The following is a 26557-nucleotide window of genomic DNA, read 5'->3' as shown; positions in this document are numbered from 1 at the left end:
ACCGCCAACTATAAGGATAGAGCAAACTCTCCCCATCTAAAGCGCCTTGGCCGCCGCCAGAGCCTGCTCAAGGTCGTAAATTATGTCGCTTACGTCTTCAATTCCTATGGAAAGACGGATCATGTCATCCGGCACTCCCGCACTGGCGCGCTGCTCAGATGTAAGCTGCGAATGAGTGGTGCTGGCGGGATGAATAACCAGTGATTTGGCGTCGCCAACGTTAGCGAGCAAGGAAAGCAACTTAAGGCTGTCAATAAACTTTTTGCCAGCCGCAAGACCGCCTTTTATGCCGAACGTCAGGATGGCTCCCGCACCCTTTGCCAGGTACTTTTGCGCCAAGTCATGCTGCGGGTGGCTAGGAAGACCGGGATAGTTGACCCACGCTACCTGATCATGTGCGGCAAGGTATTCTGCCACAGTCTGGGCATTCTCACTGTGGCGGGCCATCCGTAAGTGCAGCGTTTCCAGTCCCTGAAGTAGCAGAAAACTATTAAAAGGGCTGATGCAGGCGCCAAGGTCGCGTAAAACTTGCACCCGCAGGCGGATAATAAAGGCCATGGGGCCAAACTCCCGGGAATAGCGCAAGTTATGATAACTGGGATCAGGCTCATTCAATAACGGAAAGTTGCCTGCGGCCCAGTCAAACTTACCGCCGTCGACGACGATACCGCCCATTGTCGTACCATGACCGCCGATAAATTTCGTTGCCGAATGGACTACGATATCGGCACCAAAATCGAAAGGTCGGCATAAATACGGAGTAGCAAAAGTGTTGTCAACAATCAGCGGTATAGCGTTCTCATGGGCTATAGCGGCGACTTTTTCAATATCCAGTACCCCAAGCCCGGGATTGCCGATAATTTCCCCATAGACAGCTTTAGTCCTTGGTGTGATGGCTTTCCGGAAATTTTCCGGGTCGCTGGGGTCTACCAATTTAACGGTTATACCCAGCCTGGGCAGAGTATACAGAAAAAGGTTATACGTTCCGCCATAAAGCGCGGAGGAACTAACAATTTCGTCACCGGCTTCGGCAATGTTCAAAATGGCAGCAGCGATCGCCGCATGACCGGAGGCGAAAGCCACCGCGCCCACCCCGCCTTCCAAGGCGGCCATACGTTTTTCCAATACGTCGGTTGTCGGGTTCATTATCCGCGTATAAATATTGCCCGTTTCTTTCAAGGCAAACAAAGCAGCGGCATGATCGCTGTCGCGGAAATTGTAAGAAGTCGACTGATAGATAGGCACAGCCCGGGCCCCGGTGGTGGGATCGGGAGTCTGGCCGCCATGAACGGCCAAAGTGGCAATTTTCAGGTTGTCTGGCAAATGCATTCCTTCTTCTCCTTTCACCGGCATACAAAAACCCCCTTTCCAGAGGAAAGGGGGTTTTGTACACACGCACCTTTCCTCTCATCTTCCAGGATTTCTCCTGCTGGAATTAGCACCACTGCTTATAAAAGCCGGTTGCCGGGCGTCATCGGGCCAGTCCCTCGACCACTCTGGATAAGAGGTGTATGCCTTATATTTTTGTGTTGAGCAGATTATATGATATATTGAAACAAATGTCAATAGCCGGATTGTCAAAATGTGTTTAACTTGTGATAATGTCACCGTGTAGATTAACGCGATAAAATGTCACTATGAAGAACGAGGTGCATTATCTAATGTCGGAAACAAGGCTTCCTGGCACTGATGCGAATTGGCCGCTGCTTTTAGCTACTGCCGCAGTCCAGTCATGAATTATAAAGCGTAATGCACGGAAGCTGGTTCTCTTCAAAAACATAAATACCGAGTTGGAATGCCTTCCAACCCAGTATTTATGCGCTTTCTGGTGCGCCCGGCAGGAATCGAACCTGCGCACCCGGCTCCGGAGGCCGGCGCTCTATCCCCTGAGCTACGGGCGCATGGCGTGTGTTCAGCGACAGAAATGATTATATCATAAATAGGCGGTAATGTCTAATGTTTTTTTGTAACTTTTTTGTGTAAACTTTTGGGAATTACTCACTTGGGGGCAGCCGGCGTCTGGCAGTAGGGGCAAGTGCGCCATTCACGGCTGAGTTCACGGCCGCATGCTTCACACTTGGGCTTGAGCGTATAACCGCAGTAAGGACAAACCTTATAATCTTCCTTGACCTTGGCGCCGCACATCGGGCAATGGATCTGGTCGTTTACCGGCGTAGCCTCCACATCAATAACCGGCTCTTGGCGCTTAGTATTTTTCATGGCTTGCTTTCGACCGATGAGCAGGTACAACGGGAGGAAAACAATAAGCATGGCCAGCGTTCCCAGGGACCATAGCAAAGCCGTGCCCAGTTCATGCCCGCGACTTCTGGCGTCATTATATACCCAGTAAGCAGCAATAAAACCGATGATAAACGAAATAGTTGTAATCACGCAAACGACCCCTTTCGGAGTAGATACATCACCATTATATCATTTCCAGCCAGACAAAATCAATAAACACGCTTCAATAGAAAAGCCACGTCCAGCGACGCGGCCACCAGCAAGCGTTGTTTTAGTGTAGGCTTATAACGGCCAGGGTTAGCACCAAGGCGGTGCCGATACTGTAAATCAGCAAATTCCCCACATCTTTGATCGTTACATTCATGATTTGCACCACCCTCTCACATCATTTGTGGTTTTATCTTATCAGAATTTAAAGATAATTTCAAGTAAAAAAAATTGGGAATTATCCATAATTTTATTACTTGTTCCTAATAATAGATGCAAATTTTGATTTTTTCTAATCACTAATCTCATCAAGCGATTTCTGGCGGGTTTCTTCGCCCAACACTAAAACAATAGCGGCAATAAACAGCATGGTAGCCGTGAACATCGTGAAAACTCCGGCGAAAGCGGCGCCTCCCCCCAGCATATAGCCGACAATGGCGGGCGCCAGGATGCCGCCAAACCGGCCGACGGCCGCCGCCCAGCCCGAGCCAAAAGCGCGAATGCGGGTTGGATAAAGCTCCGGTGTATAAGTATATACTACTCCCCATGCGCCCAAATTGAAGAAAGACATCAGGCTCCCCCACACGATTAGTGCCCAGGGGGCATTGGCATAGCCGAAACCAAAAGCGGCGGCGGCGCTGGCTGCCAGAAATAGCGCCAGTGTCGCCTTGCGGCCGATACGATCAACCAAATAAGCGGCGCTGAAATAGCCAGGCAGCTGAGCCATGGTCATTATCAGCACATACTCAAAACTTTTGATAATGGTAAATCCCTGGGCCGTCATCAGCGATGGCAGCCAGGTAAAAATGCCATAGTAAGAGTAAACAATGCCGAACCACAGCAGCCAAAGCATGGCAGTACGCCGTAAGAAAGGCGGCGCCCACAGTTCGGCAAACATTACTTGCCGAACCGTCCGCACTTTCGGTGCCGTCGGGACAAAGGACGCTGTCACGCCGGCCGCCGCTTCAAGGCTGCTGACGATTGTATGGGCTTCGTCCAGCCGTCCTTTGTCCAGAAGATACCGCACCGATTCCGGCACCGCTAACCGGATGACAAAAACATACAAGGCGGGCAAAGCGCCAATGAAGAAAGCGGCCTGCCAACCGTAATAGGGAATAAACAGATAGGCGATGAGGGCCGCCGCCAGCCACCCGAGTCCCCAGAAACTTTCCAGTAAAACGATAAACTTACCCCGCGCCGCCGGCGGCGAGTATTCGGTCATCAACGTCGCCGCTACCGGCAATTCACCGCCCAGGCCAAACCCAACCAAAAAACGGAAAACCAGTAGTGATGCAAAATCCCAGGCCAAACCGCACAGCCCGGTGGCAATACTATAAAGCAGCAGCGTTGCGGCAAAAACTTTCTTCCGGCCAAACCGGTCGGCGGCAAACCCGGACAATACCGCCCCCACCGCCATGCCGACAAGTCCGGCGCTGCCGATATACCCCATCTGGGCGGGCGACAGCCCCCAGGCCTTAGCGAGCGCCGGCAAGACAAAAGCGATAAGGCCGGTATCCATGGCGTCGAACATCCAGCCAAGGCCGGTCGCTACCAGCAGCTTATAATGAAACTTGCTAACAGGCACTTGTTCCAAACGGCTCACAATATCCACAGCAACCCCTCCATTTGTAATTACATCTGTCTTGACAGTTATCTATATTATAACTTTTATTCCATAAAGTGACAAGTGGACTAAAACATCCCTAGTATTTGCACTAAAATTAAAAGCGGGATGGCATTCCCGCTTAACCCGCCTAACCTAATTCACTGATAAGCATGCCAGCTACGATGAGCGCGCAGCCGATTAATTGCTTCACCGTCAGTATTTCTCCGAGTAGCAGATAGGCCGCCAAGCCGGCGAAAACAGGCTCCATGGCAAAAATAATCGCCGTCCGCGTAGCGGTGGTAAAACGCTGCATGGTATTCTGCACAACAAGCGCTACCGCTGTAGCCGGGATGGCGGTCACCGCCAGGGCAATCCAGACCTCGCGACTAAAATTAGTCGGCGTCGGCTCGAAGGCCAAACCGCCGACCAGCCCGGCGACAGCAACGGCACCGATTTGAAGAATGGCCAAAACAACGGCATCACCCTTCGAGGCATATTGCCCGACCATGACGATGTGGGTGCCGAATGCCACGGCGGCCAACAAAGTAAGAACGTCACCGGTATTTAGCCGGAAATCATTGCTGAGCGTGAGCAATCCAAGACCGATAACAGCACTTATAATCCCCGCCACGGTCGCCGGCCCAGGGCCCTTTTGCCCCCAGAAGCGGCCGATAACGGGAACAAGAACGACGGAAAGGCCGGTAATAAAGCCGGAATTGGCTGCTGTCGTGTACTTTAGACCAATCGTCTGCAATGAAAAACCGCTAAACAGGACCAAACCGATAAGACCGGCGAGGCGGACATGGCCCCGCCAGGCGGCCACCAGCCGCCGGTGATACAGCACCGCCAAAAACAAAAAAGCCAGGCCGAACCGGATGCCCACAAACCAATAGGGGCCGATATCGGCTAGCGCGTTCTTTACCACGACAAAAGTAGTTCCCCAGATCAAAGTAACAAAAAGCAGCGACAGGTCGGCTACTACGCGCCTGCTGACGCCACCGGCCTGCGCCATTGGTTCCGGCTCCATAAAAGGCATTCTCCTTCCTAACTCAGCAATATTCCCTGCTGCCGGAGAGCGGCCTCAATCTCCGCCAGCACCTGGGGCGAGGGCGCCTCAATCGTATGCAGATGCACGCCGCCGGTCACCACCGAAAGCGGCTTGGCGCCGCTTTCCTCCAATTTCCGCAAAAACTCTGCCAAATCGCGCCGCGACGCCAGCATCAGATTCGCCCGAATCTCTCCATACAAAGGATGTTCGACGATAACATCTAGCACCTTGCCACCGTGGTCGATGATGGTGGCCAGTTCCTCTGCCAGGTTATCCCGGCCGTGCCGACAGGCCAGCTTGGCCGTCACCGCCGGCCGCACTTTAGCCGCAGGTACAAGATATCCCTGTGGCGTAGCGTAAATCTCCTGCCCCGCGGCGCGTAAAATGGCAATATCCCCCACGATTACCTGCCGGCTGACGCCGAGCTCTCTTGCCAGAGTCGTCCCCGTCACTGGCCCCCCGGCCTCCTTTAGCACGGCCAATAATTTCTCCCGCCGCGTTTTTGCATCCATCGCCGTCACCTCATCCCTAACAAAAAGGTAAAATTTAGTCTGCGTCGAAGAAAATTATTGATTATATATAAAACCATTAAGGAGGTAAGACCAAATGAAAGAGTTCAAAGCCTGGCACTACGGCACCCTGGCGGCCAGGGTAGTGGAAGCCCTCAAAAAGAATAACTTCAATGCCGTTTATTTTCCCAACCGGCAGGAAGCCATCGACTACATTCTGTCCCTCGTGCCGGCCGAAGCCACCGTCGGTATCGGCGGCTCCTGGACAATCCAGGAATTGGGCCTTGACAACATGCTGGAACAGCGCGGCCATACCGTCTATAATCACAATAAGCCCGGCCTCAGCCCGGAAGTAGCGCTGGAACTCAGACGTAAAGAACTGACATGCGATGTCTTCTTTACAAGCACCAACGCGCTGACCCTGGACGGCCAACTTGTCAATGTAGACGGCACTGGCAACCGCGTAGCCGCCATGATGTTTGGTCCCAAAAAAGTCATCGTCGTCGCCGGCGTAAACAAAATCGTCCGTGACGTGCAAGAGGCGGAAAGCCGAATCAAACTTTACGCCGCTCCGCCTAACAATAAGCGTCTCAACCGGCCCAATCCCTGCGTCCAAACCGGTATGTGCATGGACTGCCAAGGCCCGACCCGCATCTGCAATATTACTACCGTGCTGCGCAAAAAACCAAGTCTCACTGACATCAACATCGTCATCATCGGCGAAGAGCTCGGGTTCTAAAGCACGAAAAAACCGCACGCTTGCCGTGCGGTTTTTTTATTTCGCCAGACCGCCCTTAGTTTTCCTGCCGGTCGTGGCTGATATGTGGGCAGTATTGTCAGCGAGCGGCAGCTGCACGGTGAAAGTAGCGCCTTCGCCTGGCCGGCTGTTGACCCGGATATTCCCGCCGTGGTTTTGGACAATGGAGTAGCATACCGACAGACCTAAGCCGGTGCCATCCTGTTTCGTGGTAAAAAAGGGCGTGCCGAGATGTGGCAAAATATCTTCCGGAATACCAGGACCATTGTCGGTCACGGTAACGACGGCCCAGTTTCCGTCAGCGCGGAGGGCGATATCGACACTGCCGCCTTGGGGCGCCGCCTCGATTGCGTTGCGCAAAAGGTTAATCCACACTTGCTTAAGCTGCGACACATCGCCGCAAACTGTTACATCCTCACCCGGCATAAACTCCAGAGCGACATTTTTACTCAAGGCCTGGCTCTCCATCAGCAGTACAACGTCATGCAAAACGACCCGCAGATTTAATAATGCAAATTGCGGCGTCTGCGGGGGCCGGGCCAGAAGGTGAAATTCCCGGATCAGTTTTTCGATGCGTTCAATCTCGGTAAGAATAATTTCCAAATAATCCCGCGGGACAGGCCGGTCACCCCTGGCCATAATCAACTGGATAAAGCCCTTAACCGACGTAAGCGGGTTGCGGATTTCATGGGCAATACCGGCCGCGAGCTGGCCGACACTGGCTAGGCGCTCCAGTCGCACCGCCTCCACCAGTTCCCGGTAACGCCGCGCCTGCCGCAGGCGGCCGTAACCCAGGCCCAATGACAACATAATCAAACCAAATAACCCGATATCTGGCAGTGAATCCCGCAGGATAGCCGCGTATACATCCATAATGGGGGTAGCCATAACGACCCGCCAGCCGGTATTTTTTACATTCGTAAAGACAAATAACTTTTCTATACCATCTAAATAAGATTGGGTAATGACATAACCGTCGTCTGGCGCAAAAACCAGTTTGCCATTGACGGTAAAATCGGGCTTTTCCGGATAAATTTCGTTGATGCGGGGATGGCAAAGAAGTCGGCCTACACTGTCAATGACAAAAATATAATGTTTGGCTTTAACCGGCACCGCCCCTGCGGTTTTAGCCACTTCATCCAACGAGACGCCGGCCAGTAAAACGGCTATTACTTTGTCATGATCATCATAAACCGGAACACGCAGACTGACGAAAGCATCACTCAACCCGGCGAAAATAATGCGGTCGGAAATGACGGGCCTGCCCCGGGCAGCAGCGAAAAAGCTGTCCAGGTCATGCACTTGGGCCGGCTCATCGCGCCCATTAACAACCACATTCCCCTGCGGATCCGCAATAGCTATGCGATAACAGTCGAGCACCTTCATCGCCTGAGCCAGCTTAGGCTGGGCCCGATCCGGATCCAGGCTGCGGATGTCGGGATCGGTTGCCAACAGTTTGAGCGCCAGCAAGCGGCCATTGAAGTGGAGTTCTAAATCATTCGCCACCTGCCGCGTGCTGCTGCGCTGCTCGGCCACCAACGCCCGGTACTTGGCGGTAAAATAGGCGGCGCCCATGCCGACGATAATTGCGGCGACGGCCAAAACCATCAATATGCGAGCCCAAAAATCCCAGGAGCGGATATTCATGGCAGTTAAGCACTTCCTTTATTTGACATAATTCGTCAAAAAATTTCAAACTCCTTTCATGCCGCAGCTTTTCGCAATAGTGTTTTTTATGGACATAAAAAACACTCGCGCAACCAAAGCCGGTACGTTAGAGAAACAAAAGCGCTAGCACGCCTTTTAATGAAACCGTCACTGGCGCCAGATACGCAAAGGGTTACATCCGCCACTTTCTGCCTACCACTTTCCATATAGTCCTATAGTAAAGAAAAAAGCGCTGGACGTAAATCCAGCGCTTTTTCGTGGTGGGCGATGACAGGATCGAACTGCCGACATCCTGCTTGTAAGGCAGGCGCTCTCCCAGCTGAGCTAATCGCCCATATAATGGTGACCCGTAGGGGATTCGAACCCCTGATACCGCCGTGAAAGGGCGGTGTCTTAACCACTTGACCAACGGGCCACAATTGGCTCCTCGAGCAGGACTCGAACCTGCAACCACTCGGTTAACAGCCGAGTGCTCTACCATTGAGCTATCGAGGAACAACGACATAATGAATTATAGGACATCTCCTCAAAAAATGCAAGAGGAGGAGGAAAAAATTTTTACTGGAAATTTCTTGCTTCGGGATTAAGACAGTTGGGCGGCATCCGGCCGTCCAGGGCGGCAAGAATGTTTTCCACCGCGACAAGTCCCATCTTGGTACGCGTCTCCAAAGTAGCACTGCCTAAATGCGGCGGAATGACGACATTGTCGAGCTCGGCCAGGCCCTCCGCCAATGCAGGTTCGTTTTCAAAGACGTCAAGACCGGCTCCCCAAATCTCACCACGTCGCAGCGCCGCTACCAGCGCTTTTTCGTCAACCACCGGTCCCCTTGCCGTATTGATAAGGATGGCCGTAGGCTTCATCAGCTTGAGCTCCCGCTCGCCGATCAAATGGTACGTTTCTGGCGTGAGCGGCACATGGAGCGAGATAAAATCGGCTTCCCGCAGCAGCGTATCAAAATCAACGTAAGTCGCGCCTGTTTCCCTTTCGAAGTCCGGCTTACGGGAGCGACCAGTGTACAAAATTTTCATGTCAAACCCTTTGGCCCGCCGGGCAAAAGCGGCACCAATACGACCAGCGCCAATAATGCCCACCGTCTTGCCTGTTACCTCCTGTCCAAGCATCAAGAGCGGCCCCCAGCCGTGGAATTTGCCGGCCCGGGTAAACTTGTCGCCCTCCACGACCCGCCGCGCTACGGCAAAAAGGAGCGCCCAGGCCATGTCAGCCGTGGCAGCGGTAAGCACATCGGGGGTGTTGCTGATGAAAATGCCCCGCTTAGTGGCGGCCGCCACGTCAATGTTATTGTAACCGACGGCATAATTGGCAAAAATGCGGCATTGTTTGCCGGCCGCAGCCAGCACGGCGTCATCAATCGTATCGGTAAGCAGACATAGCACTGCGTCCCGGCCGGTGACCTTGGCTAATAATTCGTCGCGCGTTAGGACGCGGTCCTCGGGATTGACTTCCACGTTACAGCGCTGGCGCAAAACGTCCAGCGCCGTATCCGGAATCCGGCGGGTCACATAGACATTAAATTGGGCCATACAGTCACCTCCTGAAAGTGGTAAGCGGAAAGTAGTAAGTAGTAGATGTATTTCATATTATTCGGGTAAAGGCCGCTTTTTCCTGTTAGAATCCAGAACAGGAATAATTTAGCCTAATGGTAAAGATTATATTACAGGAAATATATTTGCCATGTAAAGGAGGAACCTCTATTGGATCCGCGCATTGCGACGCTAGCCCATAACCTCATTACCTATTCTACCGACCTGAAACCTGGCGAAAAACTTCTCATTGAAGTCTTCGACAATGCCCTGCCGCTGGCCAAGGCGCTTGTCGATGAGGCTTATGCCGCCGGCGCCCTGCCTTTTGTCACCCTCAAAAACAACACCCTGCAGCGGGCGCTATTGCGCGGCGCCACCGCCGAACAGCTTAAGCTGATTGGCCAGTGGGAAAGCGAACGCATGAAGGCAATGGACGCCTATATCGGCATTCGGGCCAGCGACAATGTGAGTGAACTGTCCGACGTGCCGCCGGAGAAGCTGCAGCTTTATCAGCAGCACTGGTCCAAACCTGTCCATACCGACATCCGCGTCCCCTTCACCAAATGGTGTGTCCTGCGCTACCCCAACGCCGCAATGGCCCAACTGGCCAACATGAGTACCGAGGCCTTTGAAGACTTTTATTTTAATGTCTGCAACCTTGATTATGCCCGCATGGGCCGGGCGATGGATCCTCTCGTCGCCCTCCTGGAAAAGACGGACAAAGTACGCATCATCGGTCCCGGCACGGATCTCACCTTTTCGATTAAGGGCATCGGCGCCGTCAAGTGCTGCGGCCTTCGCAACATCCCCGACGGCGAAGTGTATACGGCACCTGTCCGCAATTCGGTCAACGGCGTCCTTTCCTACAACACGCCTGCCGTCTACCAGGGCGTCACTTACGAAAATATCCGCTTTGAGTTCCAGGAAGGCAAAATTGTCCGCGCCACCGCCAATGATACCGAAAAAATTAATAAGGTTCTTGACACTGACGAAGGCGCCCGGTATATCGGCGAGTTCGCGCTGGGCGTTAATCCCTATATTGAAAAACCGATGAAAGATACCCTATTTGATGAAAAGATTAAAGGCAGCTTTCACTTCACGCCCGGCAACGCTTACGACAAGACCTTCAACGGCAACCGTTCGGCTATTCACTGGGATTTGGTATGTATTCAAAATCCGGAGTATGGCGGCGGCGAAATTTGGTTTGACGACCGGCTGGTGCGCAAAGACGGGCGGTTTGTCCTGCCTGAACTCTCCGGCCTAAATCCGGAAAATCTGGTATAACGTGTAAAAAGCGCCTGCGCGCTTAATGCGCGAAGGCGCTTTTTTTACTTAAGCAGTTCTTGGATGAAGTTGGGCAGCACAAAACAGCTTTTCTGAATATCGCGGTTGTAATACCGGGTATTCAGTTTTGGCAGTTTGGCGGTATCAACATTGAGCGGATCATACTGCTTGGAGCCGATGGTGAAGCAATGCGTACCGCCGGGATAGAGGGGGATCTGCGCCAGGTACATGCGGGTAATGGGGAACAGCGAGGAAATATCCTTCCACAAGCGCTTGACCAGGGGTTGATGGAAGAAAGGCGATTCAGTCTGCTGCACAAACAGGCCGTCGGCCTTGAGCGCCTTGTAGACATCTTTGTAGAATTCGTAAGTGAACAAGCCTTCGCCAGGACCAATAGGGTCGGAACAGTCGACAATAATGACATCATAGAAGTTTTCCGCTTCTTTCATGTGTTTGATGCCATCATCAATCTTCAGATGCACTTTCGGATGGTTATTGATTAACGCCTCGCTGATTTCTGGCAGATACTTTTTGCAGACCTCAACGACCAGCCCGTCGATTTCCACCATTTCGGCCCGCTCGACCGAAGGATGCTTAACCACTTCACGGATGGTGCCGCCGTCGCCGCCGCCAATGACTAGAACGTTTTTCGGATTGGGATGGGTAAAGAGGGGCACATGGGCAATCATTTCGTGATAAACAAACTCGTCAAAGATGGAGGTCTGAAATACTCCGTCCAAAACCAGCATCCGGCCAAACTCATCGGTATCAACAACGACAACTTCCTGAAATTCCGACCGACCGGTAAACAGCGCTTCTTTCACCCGGCAGGTCAGTCCCAGGTTCTTGGTCTGCCATTCGGTAATCCACAACTCCATCTGTCATCTCCTCCTAATCGGTGTTATTATAAACCACAAGTTTACCTGCCTATGCACAATCTCACAGTATCGAATTTTATCATAAATATTACCATGTGAAAAGATGGCAGCGGAAAATTACGGCCTCGCACCAACCGGGCGAGGCCGCGAGACTTAAAATTCATCTTCCCACTTGATAAAGGGCTCGGGGAGATCAACCATGGCGTTGACCATGAGTTCTACCAGACCGCCGTAGATAATGTTGTATTTCTCTTTAAACTCGTAATGTTCTTGGAGTATGTCGCGGGCCGCTCCCTTGCAGTTCGAGCAGGGAGCGCAGTAGTATTTGGGAATGGATGGATCAAGGCAGTCTTTGAACGCTTCCAGTACCTGCAGCGCTTTCGCCCGGCCAATAACGTTGTTGCGCCACTCAGGGAAATTGTAGGAGTTCATGATGGCAAAGCCGCTGCCGCCGCCGCAGCAGTAATTTTGCGTGCCGGCGTGCGGCATTTCGCGAAACTGGCCGGGAGCAACGATGCGTTTAATGATGTTGCGTTGCGGGTTAACAATGCCCATCAGGCGTACCATATTGCAGGGGTCATGGAGGGTAACCGGGAAGTTGTTGCGCGCCGGGTCGAACTTGATGGCGCCGCTGGTTACAATCTGCTCTAATAAGGGCAGGCAGCTCTCGCGGGGAATGGCCAAATCGCCTATGCAAACGCGGTCAGCAATTTCCACGAGCGCTTTAGTGGCGTGGCCGCATTCGCCGACGACAATCTTCTTCACCCCTAATTTCTTGGCGGCCTGCACCTGGGCCACGGCGATGCGGGAATACTGGACATCGTCATACCAGACGCCGTAGTTAACACCTTCGTAGCCCATCACTTCACTGGACAACGTCCAGTTAAGGCCGGCCGCTTCAAATAGGATGGCGAACGCCGCCGGGTTTTCCGGCCAGGCGACATATTCACCGGCGTTATGAATCAGCAGGATGTCGGCGCCTTTTTTATCAACGGGAATTTTGATGCGACGGCCGATTTTTTCCTCGATGTCGTCTTCGATAAATTCAATGGTGTCAAGGAAGGCCGCCGGTGTCATGCCGGTGGACGAGCCAGTCTGCAGATGGCGCATGGTTCCGTTTTTATGGACTGCTTCCGGGGCGATGCCGAGTTCTTGGCTGAAAATCTTGCGCAGTTCGCGGGTGAGCAGGCCATTGTCGACGCCGATAGGACAGGTGGATGCGCAGCGGCGACAAATTGAACAGCGGTAGGACAGCTCGGCCAGGCGGTAGATTACCTGCCAGTTAAGGTCGATGTCGGCGCCAACGAAACTGCTGAGCAACCGGCCACTGGTCGTAAAGTATTTGCGGTAAATTTTTCGCAGCACTTCCGAACGGTAGTTGGGACGGTAGATGTCCTGCCGGCCACTGCAGGTATACACCGGACAGGCTTCGTTACAGGTGTTGCAGCGGACGCAGTATTCGGTGCTGAGCAACGCCGGCATGAGGAATGTCCAGTTATTTTCCTTCTTAAACAGCTTTTCCAGGCCCCGCAGGAACTTGTTGACCAGGGCGTCTTCTTCCTCTTTGCTCTGCGGCTTGGGCAGGCCGAGGGCCGAAAAGCCGTCCAGAGAGAAGTCGTATTTTTCCTTCCACTCCTGTTTAACCGGCTTGAACGGTTTTTCTTCATGTCCAGGCACCGGTTGCAGTTCATTAACATCAAGCGGAGAAAGTATGTCCGCCGGTTTGGCCAAATCCTTTATCCTGACTCTTTGTTTCATTGGCTTTCTTCACCTCCGCAGTCGGATTGGCCGTGGCTTGCTGAAGCCAGGAGCCGTTAGGCATGATATGCTGAGCCGACCATTCTATCTGGTAATGGAGATAACCGGCAATGCTTTTTTCCAGGGTGCTGCCACGGCTAACCGGTTCGTCGTCCCACATGATGTTATGGTAAAAGAAGTACTTGGCGGCAAAATGAAGCATGCGGCTAAAGGGCAGATAAATAAGGAAGAGTCCGAAAAGCAGCGCCTCCAGCACCATCAGCGGATGCGGCAAAGCCATGGGGCTAAAGCTAAGCAAAGACCGCACATAGGCGCGGGCCAGTTCAAACGACGAATCGTTAGTCCACCAGGCGGCCAGACCGACTCCGAACAAGGCCAGCAACAAATACAAATTAAAGTAAGTAATGGGCGCAGAAAAATCTTTCAGATTGTCATCGGTATGCCGCAGCCATAAGAGACCGGCCGTACCGAATACGCCGAGAACCAACCCGGCTACTCCAGCTGCCACCGTGGCAAGGTTAAAGAGCATAGCCCACCCGACCGTCGAGTTCCCGGAAATTCTAAGACCAGTGGCCAGTTCCAGGGCCGCCCCGGCGACAAGCAAAACCAGCCAGGCAATAATCAGGTAGAAGGCAAAGTGCATCGGGAAGGAAAAGAACCACATTTTGCGGTTGTACAGAAAAGTTCGTTTCAGGAGCAGAATTTCTTCGGCCATTTCGGCCAGCTCGTGCGCGAGCGACACCCGCCGCGGCTTTTGCCAAAAATCCACTTCCTGGTACGGCGACCCCTGCGGGCCATCATGGGCAATCGGATACAGGTCCCACCGCAGATGGCGGGGCATTTGAGCAATAGACCAGACTTTTCGGGCGGTAACAAGAATAAATACTAATATTGCCAAATACATAAACGGACCGGAAATCAGCCAACTAAGCACGGCAATCCCTCCTCCACGAATATCGACGCAGCAAACTTCTCCCGCCTTTCGCCATAATTTTCACACCTTCATTTTAGCAGACTGTTGACCGGCTTCCTATGTGTAAATCATCACAAACTCATAGAACAAATTTATAGCCCGATAACCGGTTGGTGCATGCTAGTACCCCAAACGGGAAATTCTAAAAACTGAGGTGATACCATGCTGCCTGAAGAATATGAAGAAACCGCTCACCCCCGCGTCTACCCAGTTCAAGATGCTATGACCGATGTCATCCCTTACGAAAAATTAGCCCTTGCCCCCCGAAAAATTAGTGAAAAAAAGTGAAGCCAAAAGCTGCCGCATTGCACGGCAGCTTTTGGCTTCATATTTATGCTCTGACAAATTCTAAGCCTTTCCGGATAGCCGCCAGATTTAATTCATACATCGCGGGCTTGTTCTTGCCAACCACGGCATCGATGGCTTTTTCCACACTCGCAAGACTCGTTAACTTAAGCTTAGGCAAAAGCGCGCCTAAACACACCATGTTGGCCAGGCCGGGATTGCCGAGTTCATTGGCCATATCGGTAGCCGGCAGAGCAATGATGTCGATATCGTCCCGCTTGTTGGCCAATTGGACGATGGAGCTGTTGACCACTAGCGTGCCGCCCGGTTTGATGCGGGGCAAAAATTTACCATAGGATGGCTGATTTAAAACAATGCCACCGTCGGCCAAATCAATAACTGGCGAATTTATCTCCGTATCGGCGGTAATAACCGAGCAGTTGGCAGTACCGCCGCGCATTTCCGGACCGTAAGAAGGAATCCAGCACACCTCCAGGTCACTGAGCATGCCGGCATAGGCCAGCACCTTGCCAATGAACATGACGCCCTGGCCGCCGAAGCCGGCTAACAACACCTTATCCATCATAGGGCTTTGACCCCCTCCGCCACTTTCAGCTCGCCCATCTGGTAAATGGGCATCATGTTCTCCTGCAGCCATTTTAAGCTGTCCACCGGACTCATCCCCCAGTTGGTCGGGCAGGTGGATAAAATACTGACAAAAGCGAAACCTAATCCGGCCTGCTGTACCTTGAATGCTTTTTTCAGCGCCTGTTTGGCCAAGTGAATGTTCTTGGGCGAATCTACCGACACGGCGGCCACATAAGCGGCGCCGTCCATGGTGGCGATAATTTTGGGAAGATCGATCGGTGCGCCAAACAGACTCTTATCACGGCCGTAGGGACTGGTAGTCGTTACTTGGCCGGCCAGCGTCGTGGGCGCCATCTGTCCGCCGGTCATCCCAAATACAGCGTTGTTAACCATGATGGAGGTAATTTTTTCGCCCCGGGCGGCAACATGAATAGCATGGGACGTGCCAATGGCGACAATATCACCATCACCCTGGTAGGTAAAAACAATTTTATCCGGCAAAGCGCGCTTGATGCCGGTAGCTACCGCCTGGGCCCGGCCGTGAGCGGCGCCGACAAAGTCACAGGCGAAAAAGTCGAGCGAAAAGCCCGCGCAGCCAACCGGTGCCACGCCAATCGTATCGCCGATAATGTCAAGTTCCTCAAGCACCTCGCCGATCAAACGGTGAATAATGCCGTGCGTGCACCCTGGGCAGTAATGAAACGGTAAATCAGTCAGGCCTTGCGGTCGGCCAAAAACTTTTTGCATGATTACCCCTCCTCCGCCAGCGACAATTGAAATACCTTCGCCAGGTGGGTAAGAATTTCGTGCTCCGTAGGCAACATGCCGCCCTGACGGTTGTAAAGATGGACAGGTACGCGGCATTCTACGGCGAGTTTGATGTCCTCGATCATCTGGCCGGCATTGAGCTCAACCGTCAGAATGCCTTTGACCCGGTCTTTGACGCGAATAAAGGCTTTTTCCGGGAAAGGCCACAAAGTAATGGGCCGGATAAGGCCCACTTTTAGTCCCTGCCGGCGGGCGCTTTGCACCACGCTCTTGGCAATGCGGCCGCAAGTGCCATAGCCTACCAACAGATACTCGGCATCATCGGCGTAAAAAGCTTCCCACCGCTGCTCTAGCGCGCGGATTTGTTCGTACTTGGCCTGCCAATGCAGACAGTTGGCTTCGCCAATTTCGTTGGTCAGACTATAACTGGCGATTTTGCGTTTCGCCCGGCCACGGCACCCCCCTACCGCCCAGTCTTTCGGCGGCAACGGTTGCCGCGGCCGCTCTTTCAGTTCTACCGGCTCCATCATCTGGCCCAGGAAACCATCGGCCATGATCAGAACCGGATTACGGTATTTGTCTGCCAAATCAAAGGCTTCCATGGTAAAGTCGTAGAGTTCCTGGCCCTTGGAAGGCGCTAGCACAATCAGGCGGTAGTCGCCATGTCCGCCGCCCTTGGTGCATTGAAAATAGTCGGCCTGCGACGGGCCCAGACCGCCAAGGCCAGGGCCGGCGCGGTTAACGTTGACGACCACCACTGGCAGTTCAACGGCTGCCAGATAGGACAGCCCCTCCTGTTTGAGACTAAAACCAGGGCTGGACGAGGCCGTCATTACCCGCGTCCCCGTTGCAGCCGCGCCGTAGCACATATTAATCGAGGCAATTTCATCCTCACCCTGCAGTACCGTGCCGCCTGCCTTAGGCAAATGTTTGGCCAGATATTCGACAATCTCGGTCGAGGGCGTGATGGGATAGCCGAAAAACAATTTGCACCCGGCACGAATGGCAGCCTCGGCAATTGCTTCATTGCCTTTCATCAACTGTTTGCTCATGGCTTTTTTCCCCTTTCCCGCAGACTAGCGATATACTTCCAGGGCCATATCCGGACAGATGGCGCCGCAGAGCGCGCAACCGATGCACTTTTCCGGATCGGTGACAACTACGGTATAGTACCCTTTCTGATTGGCTTTGTCGCCAATGGCCAGAATTTTCTTGGGACAAATATTCACACAGAGACCGCAGCTTTTGCAGTATTCGGGCAAAACAACCACTTTTGCCACGGGATTCACCCCCTTATTTTGTTCCGTTTACAGGAACATCGTTCCACAAATGCTACGCACTAATTTATATTCAATTATATTCGTCAAGAGCTTCTTTTCCCCTGGCGATTTGCAAAAATTTTTAACATGCCGCGCTAGTTATTTCAGTAAGGAAGATATGGTTGCCGTAGTCTGCTTTACCTGCTCCACGATTTCGGCAAACTGGTCCGACTTTATCCGCGACGTGGGACCGGATAAGCTAAGGGCAGCAATGATCTCCCCGTCCCGGCCGAGAATGGGCGCCGCCACACAGGTCAGTCCCAATTCCAGCTCCTCGTCGTCGAGCGCATAGCCTCGCTCACGAATGGCGGCCAGTTCGGCGAGCAGCTTGTCCCAATCGGTAATGGTTTTCGGCGTAAAGCGGGGAAGCTCCCGGCCAATAAACCGATTTGTATATTCACCCGGACTAAAGGCCAGCAGGCATTTACCGACCGCCGAGCAGTGGCTGGGCGAGCTGGAGCCTACCGGCGGTGTTAAGCTAAGCACCTGCTGGCTCTGAATTTTCTCGACAATGATATGTTTGGGATAGAGGTCAGCGCTTTTGTCCAAGACCGAAATGTGAACCACTTCATTAAACCGCTCGGACAGAGCCTTGGCATGAGGATAAGCGATTTTCGACAGGGGCATTTTTTCGCGGACGAGCATACCGAGCGAGTACAATCTAAACCCCAGCCAGTACCGCCCGGTTTCGGGATTTTGTTGAACAAAGCCCTTGTTTTCTAAGGTAGTCAGCGTCCGGTAAACAGTACTCTTATACATTCCCAAAGCTTCCCCGATTTGGGTTACCCCCATCTCCTTCCCTTCCTGCTGCAGTAAAAGCAAAATGTCGAGCGCCCGGTCGATAGCGTGAATGATTTCTTTGTCTTTCGCCATTTTATACCCCTCCGTCAAAGCACAGCCATTATTTCGATAACTTTCTTCTATTCTTTCCCATTATAACATAAATAGGCGCGATATTTGGCCGGTTGTGGTATAATTGTCTGCATAGCGCAGGAAAGGAAGGAGAACATGAGCGCGATTACCGCTTCCCAGTTAAAAGCAGGTTATATTTTCGGCGACATTGCCGCCGGAGAATATGTCTATATGCCGGCCGGCGAAGTAGGAATGGCCAGCCCGGTTTGCATCCTTGAAACACCGCAGGGGCGCCGGGACGTCAGCCTGGACGAAGCTGTCGAACTGGTACTGCGCCTGAGCCTTAAACCAGTCCGCCACCCGCGACTTGGCTACCGCTCCTGTTAACCTTTAATCCCCATTGCTGAAGAAGCTATGGGGATTTACTTTTTTCTGGAGTTAAGTTTACATAATTAAAATATTATGCTATCATCAAATATGTCATCAGCGGCTTAAAGGCGATATACAATTTTCTCGCTGCCCCGCCCCCTATCCGGCGGTGGCATTTTTTTGTCTTTATCTTCCTTAATCTCATTCGCCCTGCCCCCCTATCCGGCGGGGAGGCATTTTATTGACGCCGGCCAAAAAGCGTGATAAGGTAATACTGTAAACGTGAACTGGTTATGGGAGAGATGTCCATGATTACGTACATAACGTCAGGCGTATGCGCCACGGAAATCCAATTCGCTATCGAAAGCGGCATCATTAAGGAAGTCCGGTTTAGCGGCGGTTGTCAGGGAAACCTGACCGCCATTAGTAAACTCGTGCAAGGCATGCCGGTTAAAGAAGTTATCCAAAAGCTTCGCGGCATCCCTTGCGAAGACAACCAGACGTCTTGCGCCGACCAATTGGCCCGGGCGTTGGAACAATTCGCCGAATAACACAGTACCCCCATCAACTTTGACTGATGGGGGTACTGTGTTACCCAGCTCCTCCTTGCCTAGTGACTACCACAGCAGCCGTGGCCATGGCTGTGGCGGTGGCCGCCGCACACCTGTTTGGCGCCGTCAGCGCCGATTTTCATTTTGCTCATGCTGCCGCACTCTGGGCAGGCAATTTCGTAGCCGTGTTTGCCGCCCGCCGAACAGGGCTGCTCTTCCCACTGATGGCCGCAGTCGCGGCATTCGAACACCCGGTTTTTCACCATGTAATTCCCCCCTTTAATTTTAATTGCATGCCCTTCCACTAACGCCGCCGCGATTTTTCGCCGAGCCGACTGCAAAATACGCTGAAATGTAGGGCGGGTCAAACCCATGGCCTCTGCACAAGCTAACTGATCGTGTCCTTCCAAATCCTTTAGACGGATAGCTTCCAGTTCTTCCACATATAGCTCGGTTGTATCAAGCACCGGCCCCTCAGGCATAAACCGCCGGCAACACGGCTCCCGGTCAACTAGTCCGCAGCATCGTTTGCGGGGCATGGTCTCAACCTCCAATTGAGCATATGCTCAATATATATTATACTCATTTTTTTGAAAATGGAAAGGGGAAATGGGAAAGTGATAAGTAGAAAATAGAAATCGGAGGAGAGTGGAAAGGTTAATTTACAAAAACTACGAAAAAAATATTTATGGATAACAACTAAAAAACTATTAAGGTTGATGGAGGTAGAAATGGAAGCACCCCTTTTATACCAACCCCTGCCGGTCTCCATGGCCGGTATCCTGACCCTGGCCGAACACCAGCAACTTTACGAAGTCGTGTCCGTGGCGGTTCAGAGCGACCTATTTGCCGCGCTCGCTGAGCCGAAAAGCGCCGTCGAACTGGCACGGGAAAAGCACTGGGAAACCTACGCCACCGAGTGTTTACTGGATGTGCTCTTTTTTGCCGGTCTTGTCCAAAACATTGACGGCTTCTATAGTGCCACCGCTGCCGCCGCTACTTATCTACATCCTAATAGCCTGTGGCGCCTTAACCACTTGTTCGAGAATCAGGAACGACCGGGCTCGCTGGCCTGGCAACTGAGGCAGTGCCTGGCGGCCGATTTTCAAAGTCGGGGGCGGCATGAACCGGACTGGAATGCGGAACGGCTCCGCCAAATCGGCGTCATGGGCTTAAACGGCTCCCTGCAGGCGACGGTAGCCAGCGTAGACCTTGCCGGCGTAAGTTCGCTCCTTGACCTCGGCGGCGGTCATGGGTTTTACAGCATCGCCTTGGCCCAGAAATATCCCGAGCTGCGCGTTACCTTGTTTGACCTGCCGCCGGCCGCTTCGCTCGCCCGTGAGCTGGTGGACCGGTTTGGCCTTGCCGACCGGATAACTTGCGTGGCAGGCAATTTTCTCACCGACGACATCGGGACAGGGTATGACGCCGTGCTTTGTGCCAACATCCTGCACGGCGATAAGCGTGACACGGTGCTGCCCAAAGTATTTGCCGCCCTCCGCCCCGGCGGTCAGCTTATCGTCAAGTGCCGCGTCGCCGACGGAGTGGGCAGCCTGCAAAGCGCCCTCGCCCGGCTGGTCTGGCTGACCCGGGGCGGCAAAGAAATGTTGCGCCAGGCCGAGTGGCTTGCCTTCCTGGCGCAACACGGTTTTCGCAGTCTCCGAACCGTCAACGTCTGGGGAATTTTCGCCACCATCACCGGGCTTCGCCCCTAAGCCTAACGTTTGTTCATAACCCCAAATCTTTTTCCGTCTTCCCGCCATCGGCAAAGAAAAGAGGCTGGCCAAATTTATCCTTGCCAAAACTACCAATTAGCTGCTGCCCCTCAGCCGACAGAAGAAAATCGGCAAACGCCTTGGCGCCCTCGCGGTTGACCTTGTTGAACTTATCCCCATTTACTTCCATAACATGGTAGATGTTGAGCAGCTTGGCGTCGCCTTCGACCAAAATTTCCAGGGAAATATTCTTCCGCTGGGCCAGGTAGGTAGCCCGGTCAGTTATGGTATACCCTTTCTTTTCATTAGCAATGCTCAGGGTCTGGCCCATGCCGGCGCCGGCTTCATAGTACCAGGCGCCGGCAGGCTTGATCGCCGCCTGTGCCCATAATTTCTTTTCCAATTGGTGGGTACCGGAATTGTCGCCGCGGGAAACGAAACCTGCCTGGCTGGCGGCGATGGCCGCTAGGGCTTCTACGGCACGCTTGCCTTTTATCTTCGCCTGGTCGCTGGCCGGTCCGATAATGATAAAGTCATTATGCATTACCAGGCGGCGGCTACTCACGGCGCCGGCGGCCACGATCTTCTTTTCCGCGTCCGGCGCATGCGTAAGCAGCACATCAGCCTCGCCTTTTTCTCCCATGGCAATGGCCTGGCCCGAACCGACGGCCACCGTCTTCACCCGGTAGCCGGTTTTTTTCTCAAAAGCTGGGATTAAGACGTCCAACAAACCGCTGTCCTGCGTACTGGTCGTAGTTGCAAGAATAATGTCCGGCCTAGCCGGTTTCGCCGGCTGCTGCTGCACCGCTTGCTGCGCCGGTGCGCCGCATCCTGCCAGCATCAGCAGCAGAACAACTAAAACCGGCATCAGTAACATTTTTTTGTTTTGCACCGCTTGTTATCCCTCCTCGCTCTTCTTTCCACAATAGAAGGCATGCCCGTTTTCCGGCATACCTAGCAATCCGGCGCCATAACCTTCGCCGGTTTGCTGGCCGCCGGGTTCGAAGATAAGCAAAAACCCCCACCTCCTGCAAATATTTAGAAAATAATTCTCTTTCCATGGTTAAACTCCTGTACCAAAAAAATAAAGCGCACCGCGCTTTTTAAAAAATCACAAAGTGCGCTAAGACCGCACAGGGTATACTGGCCGCGACGCATGTCGCGCCAAAATAATATTTTGCGGTTAAAAGTAAAAAAGCGGATACCTACTACTTAACCATGGGAAGTATCCGCAAAAAAAGCTCTCACCGCCGGCCAACCGACTGTCGCCGCACCGCCCTAACCGCCGACAGGCTGCGGCAGCGTTACCGTGAAGGTACTGCCCTGGCCAGGCCTGCTCATAACCGTAATCGCGCCGCCATGGCTCTCGGCAATCCAACGGGCAATAGCTAGTCCCAGCCCGGTCCCGCCCAGTTCCCGGGAGCGGGCTTTGTCTATCCGGTAAAACCGTTCAAAAATTAGTGCCTGGTGTTCGGGGGCAATGCCAATGCCGGTATCCTGCACGATAATCCGAAGTTCGGCTCTGTTTTTGGCCGGCGGCTCCAGGATGGCCTTAACCTGTCCGCCCGGCGGCGTATATTTTATTCCGTTGTCCAGCAAAATCAGGAGCAATTGGCTGAGCCGTTCCCGGTCGGCATAAACAGTTACCGGATCGGGGCTTTGCAGACTTAGTTCAATTCCTTTTTCGCCAGCCAACGGCTGGAGCGAACGGACGACTTGCTCGGCAACCGCCTTTAAGTTGAACTGCTCCTTTATCAGGTTGAACGCCCCCGCGTCCCCTCGGGCCAAGGTCAACAGGTCGCTTACAATTTTCGACATCTTTCTAATTTCATCCTTCATGTCGGACAATACCTGCTGCGCGAACGGCGACATGCTACTCCCGTCATCGCTTTGGACGGCGTCCACTGATGTGAGTAGCACACTGAGGGGGGTGCGCAGCTCATGGGACGCGTCGGCCACAAACTCACGCTGACGGCGGAATGACTCCCGAATTGGCGTCATTGCCCGGCCGGCCATGATGTATCCCGCCAATGAAACGAGAATGAGAAAAGCGAAGGACACCACGGTCGTGACCACCAGGAAGTTTTTTAAGACCTGATAATAAGGGGTAATGTCCCGGCCGACGTATACCGTTCCTAAAAACATATCGCCATCATACACCCGCTGGGCGGAAAGCATAAGAATGGCCTCATCGCCGCTAGAGAGGACAATGGTCGCCAACTCCACATCGCCGTCAGCGCTGCTCCAGCTCCGGATTTTGGCCAGCACCGGCTCGCGCAGGGCAGAATACGGTTCGGCCGCATTAATTAAACTCCCATAAGCATCAAACGCGAAAAAAAACATCCGGCCGCTGCCGTCGCGGTAATTTTCCTGCAACATATTCGGCAGCAGGTCCTTGTGTTTGAAAATCACCAAATGCTCCCTGGCTTCTTCTTCGGCAAACAGGCGCACTTCCTGTTTTCCCTCGGAATAAATGGCCCAGGTCATGCCAATATAAATAACCCCAACGAACGTCAGGAGAAAAGCCACCATCAGACCGGTATAAAACAGCGTTAGCCGTCTCCGAATCTTGCTGAACATTTTATTCCCCCAGCTTATACCCGATTCCCCGTATATTGTGAATCAGCTTCTCCTCGCCGGGGAAATCAATTTTTTTGCGCAACAGGCGGACATAGGCATCAAGGTTATTGGAAGATACCTCTGACTCCAGGCCCCAGACGCGGTCTAAAATTACTTCCCGCGGCACGACTTTGCCCCGGTTTTGCACCAGCAGGTCAAGCATCTGAAACTCCCGCCCGGTCAGCTGGATTTCGCGGTCGCCCCGCCGTACTACCCGCGTTGTGCGGTTAAGCACCAAGTCGCCTACCTGGACGATATCTTCTTTGAGGACAACAGCACTGCGGCGAGATAAGGCACGGATCCGCGCCATAAGCTCGGAAAACTCGAAAGGCTTGACCAGATAATCGTCGGCGCCGGTGTCCAGCCCTAAGACTTTATCATCGACGGCATCCCGGGCAGTCAGCATCAAAATGGCGCCCTGATACCTTCGCTTGCGTAGCCTGTCGCATACTTCCAGCCCGCTTAGCCCTGGCATCATCCAGTCCAGAATGACCACGTCATAAGGCGAATACAAGGCATATTCCAGCGCGGCGTTACCTTCAGTCACCCAGTCAACCTGCATTTTTTCTTTTTCCAGCATATGCTTAATAAGCTTGCCCAGGCGGGAGTCATCCTCTGCCAGCAAAATCCGCATCTTCATCACCTGCTATTTCCCTTTAGCCACTAGCCACTGCTCTCTTTTCCCCTTCTAACTCAAGTGGCGGGACGCTACGGCCTCAGTATGCTTATTCTGCCACGAACTCCGCTCCTTATAGTACCGCCACATTTCCACGAAAACTTTTTTTATGACCGACGTGCTGGCCAGGGTAGACTGCCCGGCAACGCGCGGGTGATAAACAAAGCCGATTTCCCGGATGGTATAGCCCCGCCGGTGAGCCTCAAGCAGTAGTTCGGCGTCAATAAACGACCCTTCTGACTTTAAGACAATATTCTGGTAAATTTCCCGTTTGAACAGCTTAAACGAGAAATTGACGTCCCGGACCTTAAGTCCGAAAATCAGGCGGATCATCAGGTTGTACACTTTGGAGATAACTTTCCGCCGTAGCGGTTCATCCCGGGTCAGGCGGTAGCCGATGAGCATGTCGGCGTCGCCGATTTGCGGGATGGCGTTTTTGACATCATCGAAATCCAGCGGCAAATCGGAATCCATATATAAAATATAGTCTTTAGTAGCGTGGGCAAAGCCGGTCTTCAAAGCACCACCCAATTTCCGGTTGACTTCATGGTGAACAACCCGGATTACAGGATAGCGCTGGGCCAATTGGTCAGCCAGCGCTCCGCTCCCGTCGGTGCTGGCATCGTCGACGACAACAATCTCATAGTCGATGCCTAGCTTATTACCGATAGCCATCGCGCCGTGCACACAAGGCTCGATATTGTCAATTTCATTGTACATAGGAAAAACAAACGACAGGCTGGACGGTTTTTTCATGTTGGTTGCCTCCAATCATTCCGTGTCTTTCAATAGCAAAACTTTATCCTCTTGCCGGTAAAGCGGCTGCAGGCCGCCCTGCAAAGAAGCCGGGAGCTTGCGGTAGGCGTTTTCACTCATAATGAAGTAGGCTTTGCCCGCCGTGCCGGCAATAACATTCGCGATTTGTTCAGGCGCTTTGATTTCAATCCCCGGCCTGCCTGTATAGTACATGAAACCAGGGCGGTAAAACTTAGCCACATAGACAGGCGCCTGACCGTCATAACGGGCCTCAAAAGCCGCGGCAAAATCTTTCATAGAAAAAGCAGGGGCTGCGGCCGGCAAAAGGGCAGTCATCAGCGAAGCGACAAACAACATCATGCCGACCGTCAGTGAAACCACCGTCCCGCGGCCGCCATTACGGACGGCGCTCCACCAAACCATCGTCACCATTGTCGCTAAAGCAGTACATACTGCCGCCACTCCGGGCATCAAGGCCGGAGCCAATTTCGCGCCGGCCAGCCACAAGGCCGCCGCCAACGCGCCGGCCAACAGCGTCAGAAGAGCAGCGGCGATATGGAACGCCCGGCGGTGATTAGCCGTTAGCGCCCGGTCGATATACCAGCCGACCAGCAGCGCCAGCGGTGGATACATGGGTAAAATGTATGAAACAAGCTTGGTCTGGGACATGGTGAAAAAACCGAACACTACGCCGGCCCATATCAGCAAAAAAGATAGCGCAGCGCCATCGGCGCTATGCCGTTCGCGCCAAGCTGCACGACCAGCCTGGACGAGGAAGGCTGTCCACGGGAAAAAGCCGACTAGCAAAACGGGGAAGTAGTAATACCAGAGTTTACCTTCGGGATGCTCGGGCTGGAGAAAGCGTGTCACGTTATGAAAGCCTAGAAAAGTGTTGATAAAATCCAGGCCGTGATAGGCGTACATCGCCCCATACCAGGGGAGAGCGATGACCGCGAATACCAGCGCGCCGCTTACCAGCCGCAGCCGGCGCCAAATTCCCCAATTGCGAGTCAAGATATAATATAGGCCAAGAATCATGGCGGGGAAAACAATACCGATGGGCCCTTTGGTTACCACCGCCAGGGCGGCGCTGGCGTAGGCCAGGTAGTAACGGCCCTCAAAAAAACTTAGGAGTGATACGGTAAGGAAGAAAGTCAGGGTTATATCGGTAACTGCCGCCTTGCCGAGATAGAAATACTCAAAGCTCGTTGCCAGCACCAGCGCGGCAATCGCGCCCGCGCGGTTGCTAAACAACCGCGCCCCGGCAAAATAAACGGTCACGACGCCGCCAAGAGCCAGCAAAGCCGAGGGAAAGCGGGCGCTAAACTCGCTATCGCCAAACAGGCTGATGCTTGCGGCAACCAGCCAATAGTACATAGGGGGCTTGTCATACCAAAAATCGCCGTAAATGCGGGGCGATATGAAGTCGCCATACTGTAGCATCTCCCGCGCTGTTTCGGCATAGACGGGTTCATCGGGATCAAACAGCGGCAAGCTGCCCAGACGGAAAAACATGACAAACGCCGCTATGCAGATAATTGCCAGCAGGCGAAACCAAGGCTTACTGCTCATATTCCCTCCTGAAAAT

The 26557-nt window shown here is 53.2% G+C and carries 27 protein-coding genes, 4 tRNA genes and 1 riboswitch; of the genes, 6 read left to right on the top strand and 25 right to left on the bottom strand.

The window, feature by feature from the left end:
* Window positions 1–36: 36 nt before the first annotated feature.
* From TCARDRAFT_RS06725 to TCARDRAFT_RS06700, 6 genes are all read right to left on the bottom strand, one after another.
* Complete coding sequence (locus TCARDRAFT_RS06725) at window positions 37–1329, bottom strand: homocysteine synthase (protein ID WP_040683161.1); 1293 nt, start codon at window positions 1327–1329, stop codon at window positions 37–39.
* Between the two features lie 75 nt (window positions 1330–1404).
* Window positions 1405–1507, bottom strand: a riboswitch (SAM riboswitch).
* Window positions 1508–1826: 319 nt separating this feature from the next.
* Window positions 1827–1901, bottom strand: a tRNA-Arg gene (locus TCARDRAFT_RS06720).
* 97 nt (window positions 1902–1998) lie between these two features.
* The gene (locus TCARDRAFT_RS06715) at window positions 1999–2391 is read right to left on the bottom strand and encodes a zinc ribbon domain-containing protein (protein ID WP_007289250.1); all 393 of its coding nucleotides are present in this window, start codon (window positions 2389–2391) and stop codon (window positions 1999–2001) included.
* Between the two features lie 349 nt (window positions 2392–2740).
* On the bottom strand, window positions 2741–4060 hold the full coding sequence (locus tag TCARDRAFT_RS06710; RefSeq protein WP_007289249.1) for an MFS transporter: 1320 nt from the start codon (window positions 4058–4060) through the stop codon (window positions 2741–2743).
* A 142-nt stretch (window positions 4061–4202) separates the two neighbouring features.
* Entirely contained in the window at window positions 4203–5081 is an 879-nt protein-coding gene (locus TCARDRAFT_RS06705) for a DMT family transporter (RefSeq protein WP_007289248.1), read from the bottom strand.
* A 17-nt stretch (window positions 5082–5098) separates the two neighbouring features.
* On the bottom strand, window positions 5099–5614 hold the full coding sequence (locus TCARDRAFT_RS06700) for a transcription repressor NadR (protein ID WP_007289247.1): 516 nt from the start codon (window positions 5612–5614) through the stop codon (window positions 5099–5101).
* A gap of 94 nt (window positions 5615–5708) precedes the next feature.
* On the opposite strand from TCARDRAFT_RS06700, the gene TCARDRAFT_RS06695 reads away from it, so the two are divergent.
* Window positions 5709–6350, top strand: a complete 642-nt coding sequence (locus TCARDRAFT_RS06695; protein WP_007289246.1) for a lactate utilization protein — start codon at window positions 5709–5711, stop codon at window positions 6348–6350.
* Between the two features lie 36 nt (window positions 6351–6386).
* On the opposite strand, the gene TCARDRAFT_RS14565 is transcribed toward TCARDRAFT_RS06695, so the two are convergent.
* The 5 genes from TCARDRAFT_RS14565 to TCARDRAFT_RS06670 form a co-directional block, all read right to left on the bottom strand.
* Window positions 6387–8015 carry a PAS domain-containing sensor histidine kinase gene (locus TCARDRAFT_RS14565; protein WP_007289245.1) on the bottom strand — a complete coding sequence of 543 codons (1629 nt, stop codon included), beginning with the start codon at window positions 8013–8015 and terminating at the stop codon, window positions 6387–6389.
* Between the two features lie 279 nt (window positions 8016–8294).
* Window positions 8295–8370, bottom strand: a tRNA-Val gene (locus TCARDRAFT_RS06685).
* Window positions 8371–8376: 6 nt separating this feature from the next.
* Window positions 8377–8451 (bottom strand) — tRNA-Glu (locus TCARDRAFT_RS06680).
* A gap of 5 nt (window positions 8452–8456) precedes the next feature.
* A tRNA-Asn gene (locus TCARDRAFT_RS06675) sits at window positions 8457–8531 on the bottom strand.
* A gap of 63 nt (window positions 8532–8594) precedes the next feature.
* Window positions 8595–9578: a 2-hydroxyacid dehydrogenase gene (locus TCARDRAFT_RS06670; RefSeq protein WP_007289244.1), complete on the bottom strand. Its 984-nt coding sequence runs from the start codon at window positions 9576–9578 to the stop codon at window positions 8595–8597.
* A 171-nt stretch (window positions 9579–9749) separates the two neighbouring features.
* On the opposite strand from TCARDRAFT_RS06670, the gene TCARDRAFT_RS06665 reads away from it, so the two are divergent.
* Window positions 9750–10862 (top strand): aminopeptidase, encoded by a 1113-nt coding sequence (locus TCARDRAFT_RS06665; RefSeq protein ID WP_007289243.1) that lies wholly within the window; start codon window positions 9750–9752, stop codon window positions 10860–10862.
* A gap of 44 nt (window positions 10863–10906) precedes the next feature.
* On the opposite strand, the gene speE is transcribed toward TCARDRAFT_RS06665, so the two are convergent.
* The 3 genes from speE to TCARDRAFT_RS06650 all read right to left on the bottom strand — a co-directional run bounded on the left by speE (window position 10907) and on the right by TCARDRAFT_RS06650 (window position 14432).
* Window positions 10907–11740 (bottom strand): polyamine aminopropyltransferase, encoded by an 834-nt coding sequence (gene speE / locus TCARDRAFT_RS06660; protein ID WP_007289242.1) that lies wholly within the window; start codon window positions 11738–11740, stop codon window positions 10907–10909.
* A 153-nt stretch (window positions 11741–11893) separates the two neighbouring features.
* Complete coding sequence (locus TCARDRAFT_RS06655; protein WP_007289241.1) at window positions 11894–13498, bottom strand: (Fe-S)-binding protein; 1605 nt, start codon at window positions 13496–13498, stop codon at window positions 11894–11896.
* Entirely contained in the window at window positions 13437–14432 is a 996-nt protein-coding gene (locus TCARDRAFT_RS06650) for a respiratory nitrate reductase subunit gamma (RefSeq protein ID WP_007289240.1), read from the bottom strand. Before TCARDRAFT_RS06650 ends, TCARDRAFT_RS06655 begins: the two co-directional genes overlap by 62 nt.
* Window positions 14433–14633: 201 nt before the next feature.
* Between TCARDRAFT_RS06650 and TCARDRAFT_RS16190 the strand changes: the two genes are divergently transcribed.
* Window positions 14634–14759: a hypothetical protein gene (locus tag TCARDRAFT_RS16190; protein WP_269635009.1), complete on the top strand. Its 126-nt coding sequence runs from the start codon at window positions 14634–14636 to the stop codon at window positions 14757–14759.
* A gap of 43 nt (window positions 14760–14802) precedes the next feature.
* Here the strand turns inward: TCARDRAFT_RS16190 and TCARDRAFT_RS06645 are convergent, their stop codons facing one another.
* The 5 genes from TCARDRAFT_RS06645 to TCARDRAFT_RS06625 all read right to left on the bottom strand — a co-directional run bounded on the left by TCARDRAFT_RS06645 (window position 14803) and on the right by TCARDRAFT_RS06625 (window position 18304).
* On the bottom strand, window positions 14803–15342 hold the full coding sequence (locus TCARDRAFT_RS06645; protein WP_007289239.1) for a 2-oxoacid:acceptor oxidoreductase family protein: 540 nt from the start codon (window positions 15340–15342) through the stop codon (window positions 14803–14805).
* Window positions 15339–16091 (bottom strand): thiamine pyrophosphate-dependent enzyme, encoded by a 753-nt coding sequence (locus TCARDRAFT_RS06640; protein ID WP_007289238.1) that lies wholly within the window; start codon window positions 16089–16091, stop codon window positions 15339–15341. Before TCARDRAFT_RS06640 ends, TCARDRAFT_RS06645 begins: the two co-directional genes overlap by 4 nt.
* Before the next feature lie 2 nt (window positions 16092–16093).
* The gene (gene vorB, locus TCARDRAFT_RS06635) at window positions 16094–17164 is read right to left on the bottom strand and encodes a 3-methyl-2-oxobutanoate dehydrogenase subunit VorB (RefSeq protein WP_007289237.1); all 1071 of its coding nucleotides are present in this window, start codon (window positions 17162–17164) and stop codon (window positions 16094–16096) included.
* Window positions 17165–17188: 24 nt separating this feature from the next.
* On the bottom strand, window positions 17189–17392 hold the full coding sequence (locus TCARDRAFT_RS06630; RefSeq protein ID WP_007289236.1) for a 4Fe-4S dicluster domain-containing protein: 204 nt from the start codon (window positions 17390–17392) through the stop codon (window positions 17189–17191).
* Between the two features lie 138 nt (window positions 17393–17530).
* The gene (locus tag TCARDRAFT_RS06625) at window positions 17531–18304 is read right to left on the bottom strand and encodes an IclR family transcriptional regulator (protein WP_007289235.1); all 774 of its coding nucleotides are present in this window, start codon (window positions 18302–18304) and stop codon (window positions 17531–17533) included.
* Window positions 18305–18439: 135 nt separating this feature from the next.
* On the opposite strand from TCARDRAFT_RS06625, the gene TCARDRAFT_RS06620 reads away from it, so the two are divergent.
* Both TCARDRAFT_RS06620 and TCARDRAFT_RS06615 read left to right on the top strand, forming a co-directional pair.
* Window positions 18440–18670 carry a hypothetical protein gene (locus TCARDRAFT_RS06620; protein WP_007289234.1) on the top strand — a complete coding sequence of 77 codons (231 nt, stop codon included), beginning with the start codon at window positions 18440–18442 and terminating at the stop codon, window positions 18668–18670.
* A 290-nt stretch (window positions 18671–18960) separates the two neighbouring features.
* Complete coding sequence (locus TCARDRAFT_RS06615) at window positions 18961–19203, top strand: TIGR03905 family TSCPD domain-containing protein (protein WP_007289233.1); 243 nt, start codon at window positions 18961–18963, stop codon at window positions 19201–19203.
* A 59-nt stretch (window positions 19204–19262) separates the two neighbouring features.
* Here TCARDRAFT_RS06615 and TCARDRAFT_RS06610 read toward each other — a convergent pair whose 3' ends face one another.
* Window positions 19263–19742 (bottom strand): DUF134 domain-containing protein, encoded by a 480-nt coding sequence (locus TCARDRAFT_RS06610; protein ID WP_007289232.1) that lies wholly within the window; start codon window positions 19740–19742, stop codon window positions 19263–19265.
* A gap of 192 nt (window positions 19743–19934) precedes the next feature.
* Here TCARDRAFT_RS06610 and TCARDRAFT_RS06605 point away from each other — a divergent pair, with 192 nt between their 5' ends.
* A complete protein-coding gene (locus TCARDRAFT_RS06605; RefSeq protein WP_007289231.1) occupies window positions 19935–20918 on the top strand; it encodes a methyltransferase in 984 nt (327 codons plus the stop codon).
* Between the two features lie 13 nt (window positions 20919–20931).
* Here the strand turns inward: TCARDRAFT_RS06605 and TCARDRAFT_RS06600 are convergent, their stop codons facing one another.
* The 5 genes from TCARDRAFT_RS06600 to TCARDRAFT_RS06580 form a co-directional block, all read right to left on the bottom strand.
* A complete protein-coding gene (locus tag TCARDRAFT_RS06600) occupies window positions 20932–21810 on the bottom strand; it encodes a substrate-binding domain-containing protein (protein WP_007289230.1) in 879 nt (292 codons plus the stop codon).
* 386 nt (window positions 21811–22196) lie between these two features.
* Window positions 22197–23498, bottom strand: coding sequence for a sensor histidine kinase (locus tag TCARDRAFT_RS06595; RefSeq protein WP_007289229.1), 1302 nt, complete (start codon window positions 23496–23498; stop codon window positions 22197–22199).
* A 1-nt stretch (window position 23499) separates the two neighbouring features.
* Window positions 23500–24171 carry a response regulator transcription factor gene (locus TCARDRAFT_RS06590; RefSeq protein WP_007289228.1) on the bottom strand — a complete coding sequence of 224 codons (672 nt, stop codon included), beginning with the start codon at window positions 24169–24171 and terminating at the stop codon, window positions 23500–23502.
* A gap of 54 nt (window positions 24172–24225) precedes the next feature.
* Window positions 24226–24969 carry a glycosyltransferase family 2 protein gene (locus TCARDRAFT_RS06585; protein ID WP_007289227.1) on the bottom strand — a complete coding sequence of 248 codons (744 nt, stop codon included), beginning with the start codon at window positions 24967–24969 and terminating at the stop codon, window positions 24226–24228.
* A gap of 15 nt (window positions 24970–24984) precedes the next feature.
* The gene (locus TCARDRAFT_RS06580; protein WP_007289226.1) at window positions 24985–26541 is read right to left on the bottom strand and encodes an ArnT family glycosyltransferase; all 1557 of its coding nucleotides are present in this window, start codon (window positions 26539–26541) and stop codon (window positions 24985–24987) included.
* Window positions 26542–26557 lie beyond the last annotated feature (16 nt).

It is taken from the genome of Thermosinus carboxydivorans Nor1 (genome assembly GCF_000169155.1).
Classification (GTDB): domain Bacteria; phylum Bacillota; class Negativicutes; order Sporomusales; family Thermosinaceae; genus Thermosinus; species Thermosinus carboxydivorans.
Note: the sequence above shows the minus strand (reverse complement) of the source record. Positions and strands in the feature narration are given on the sequence as shown.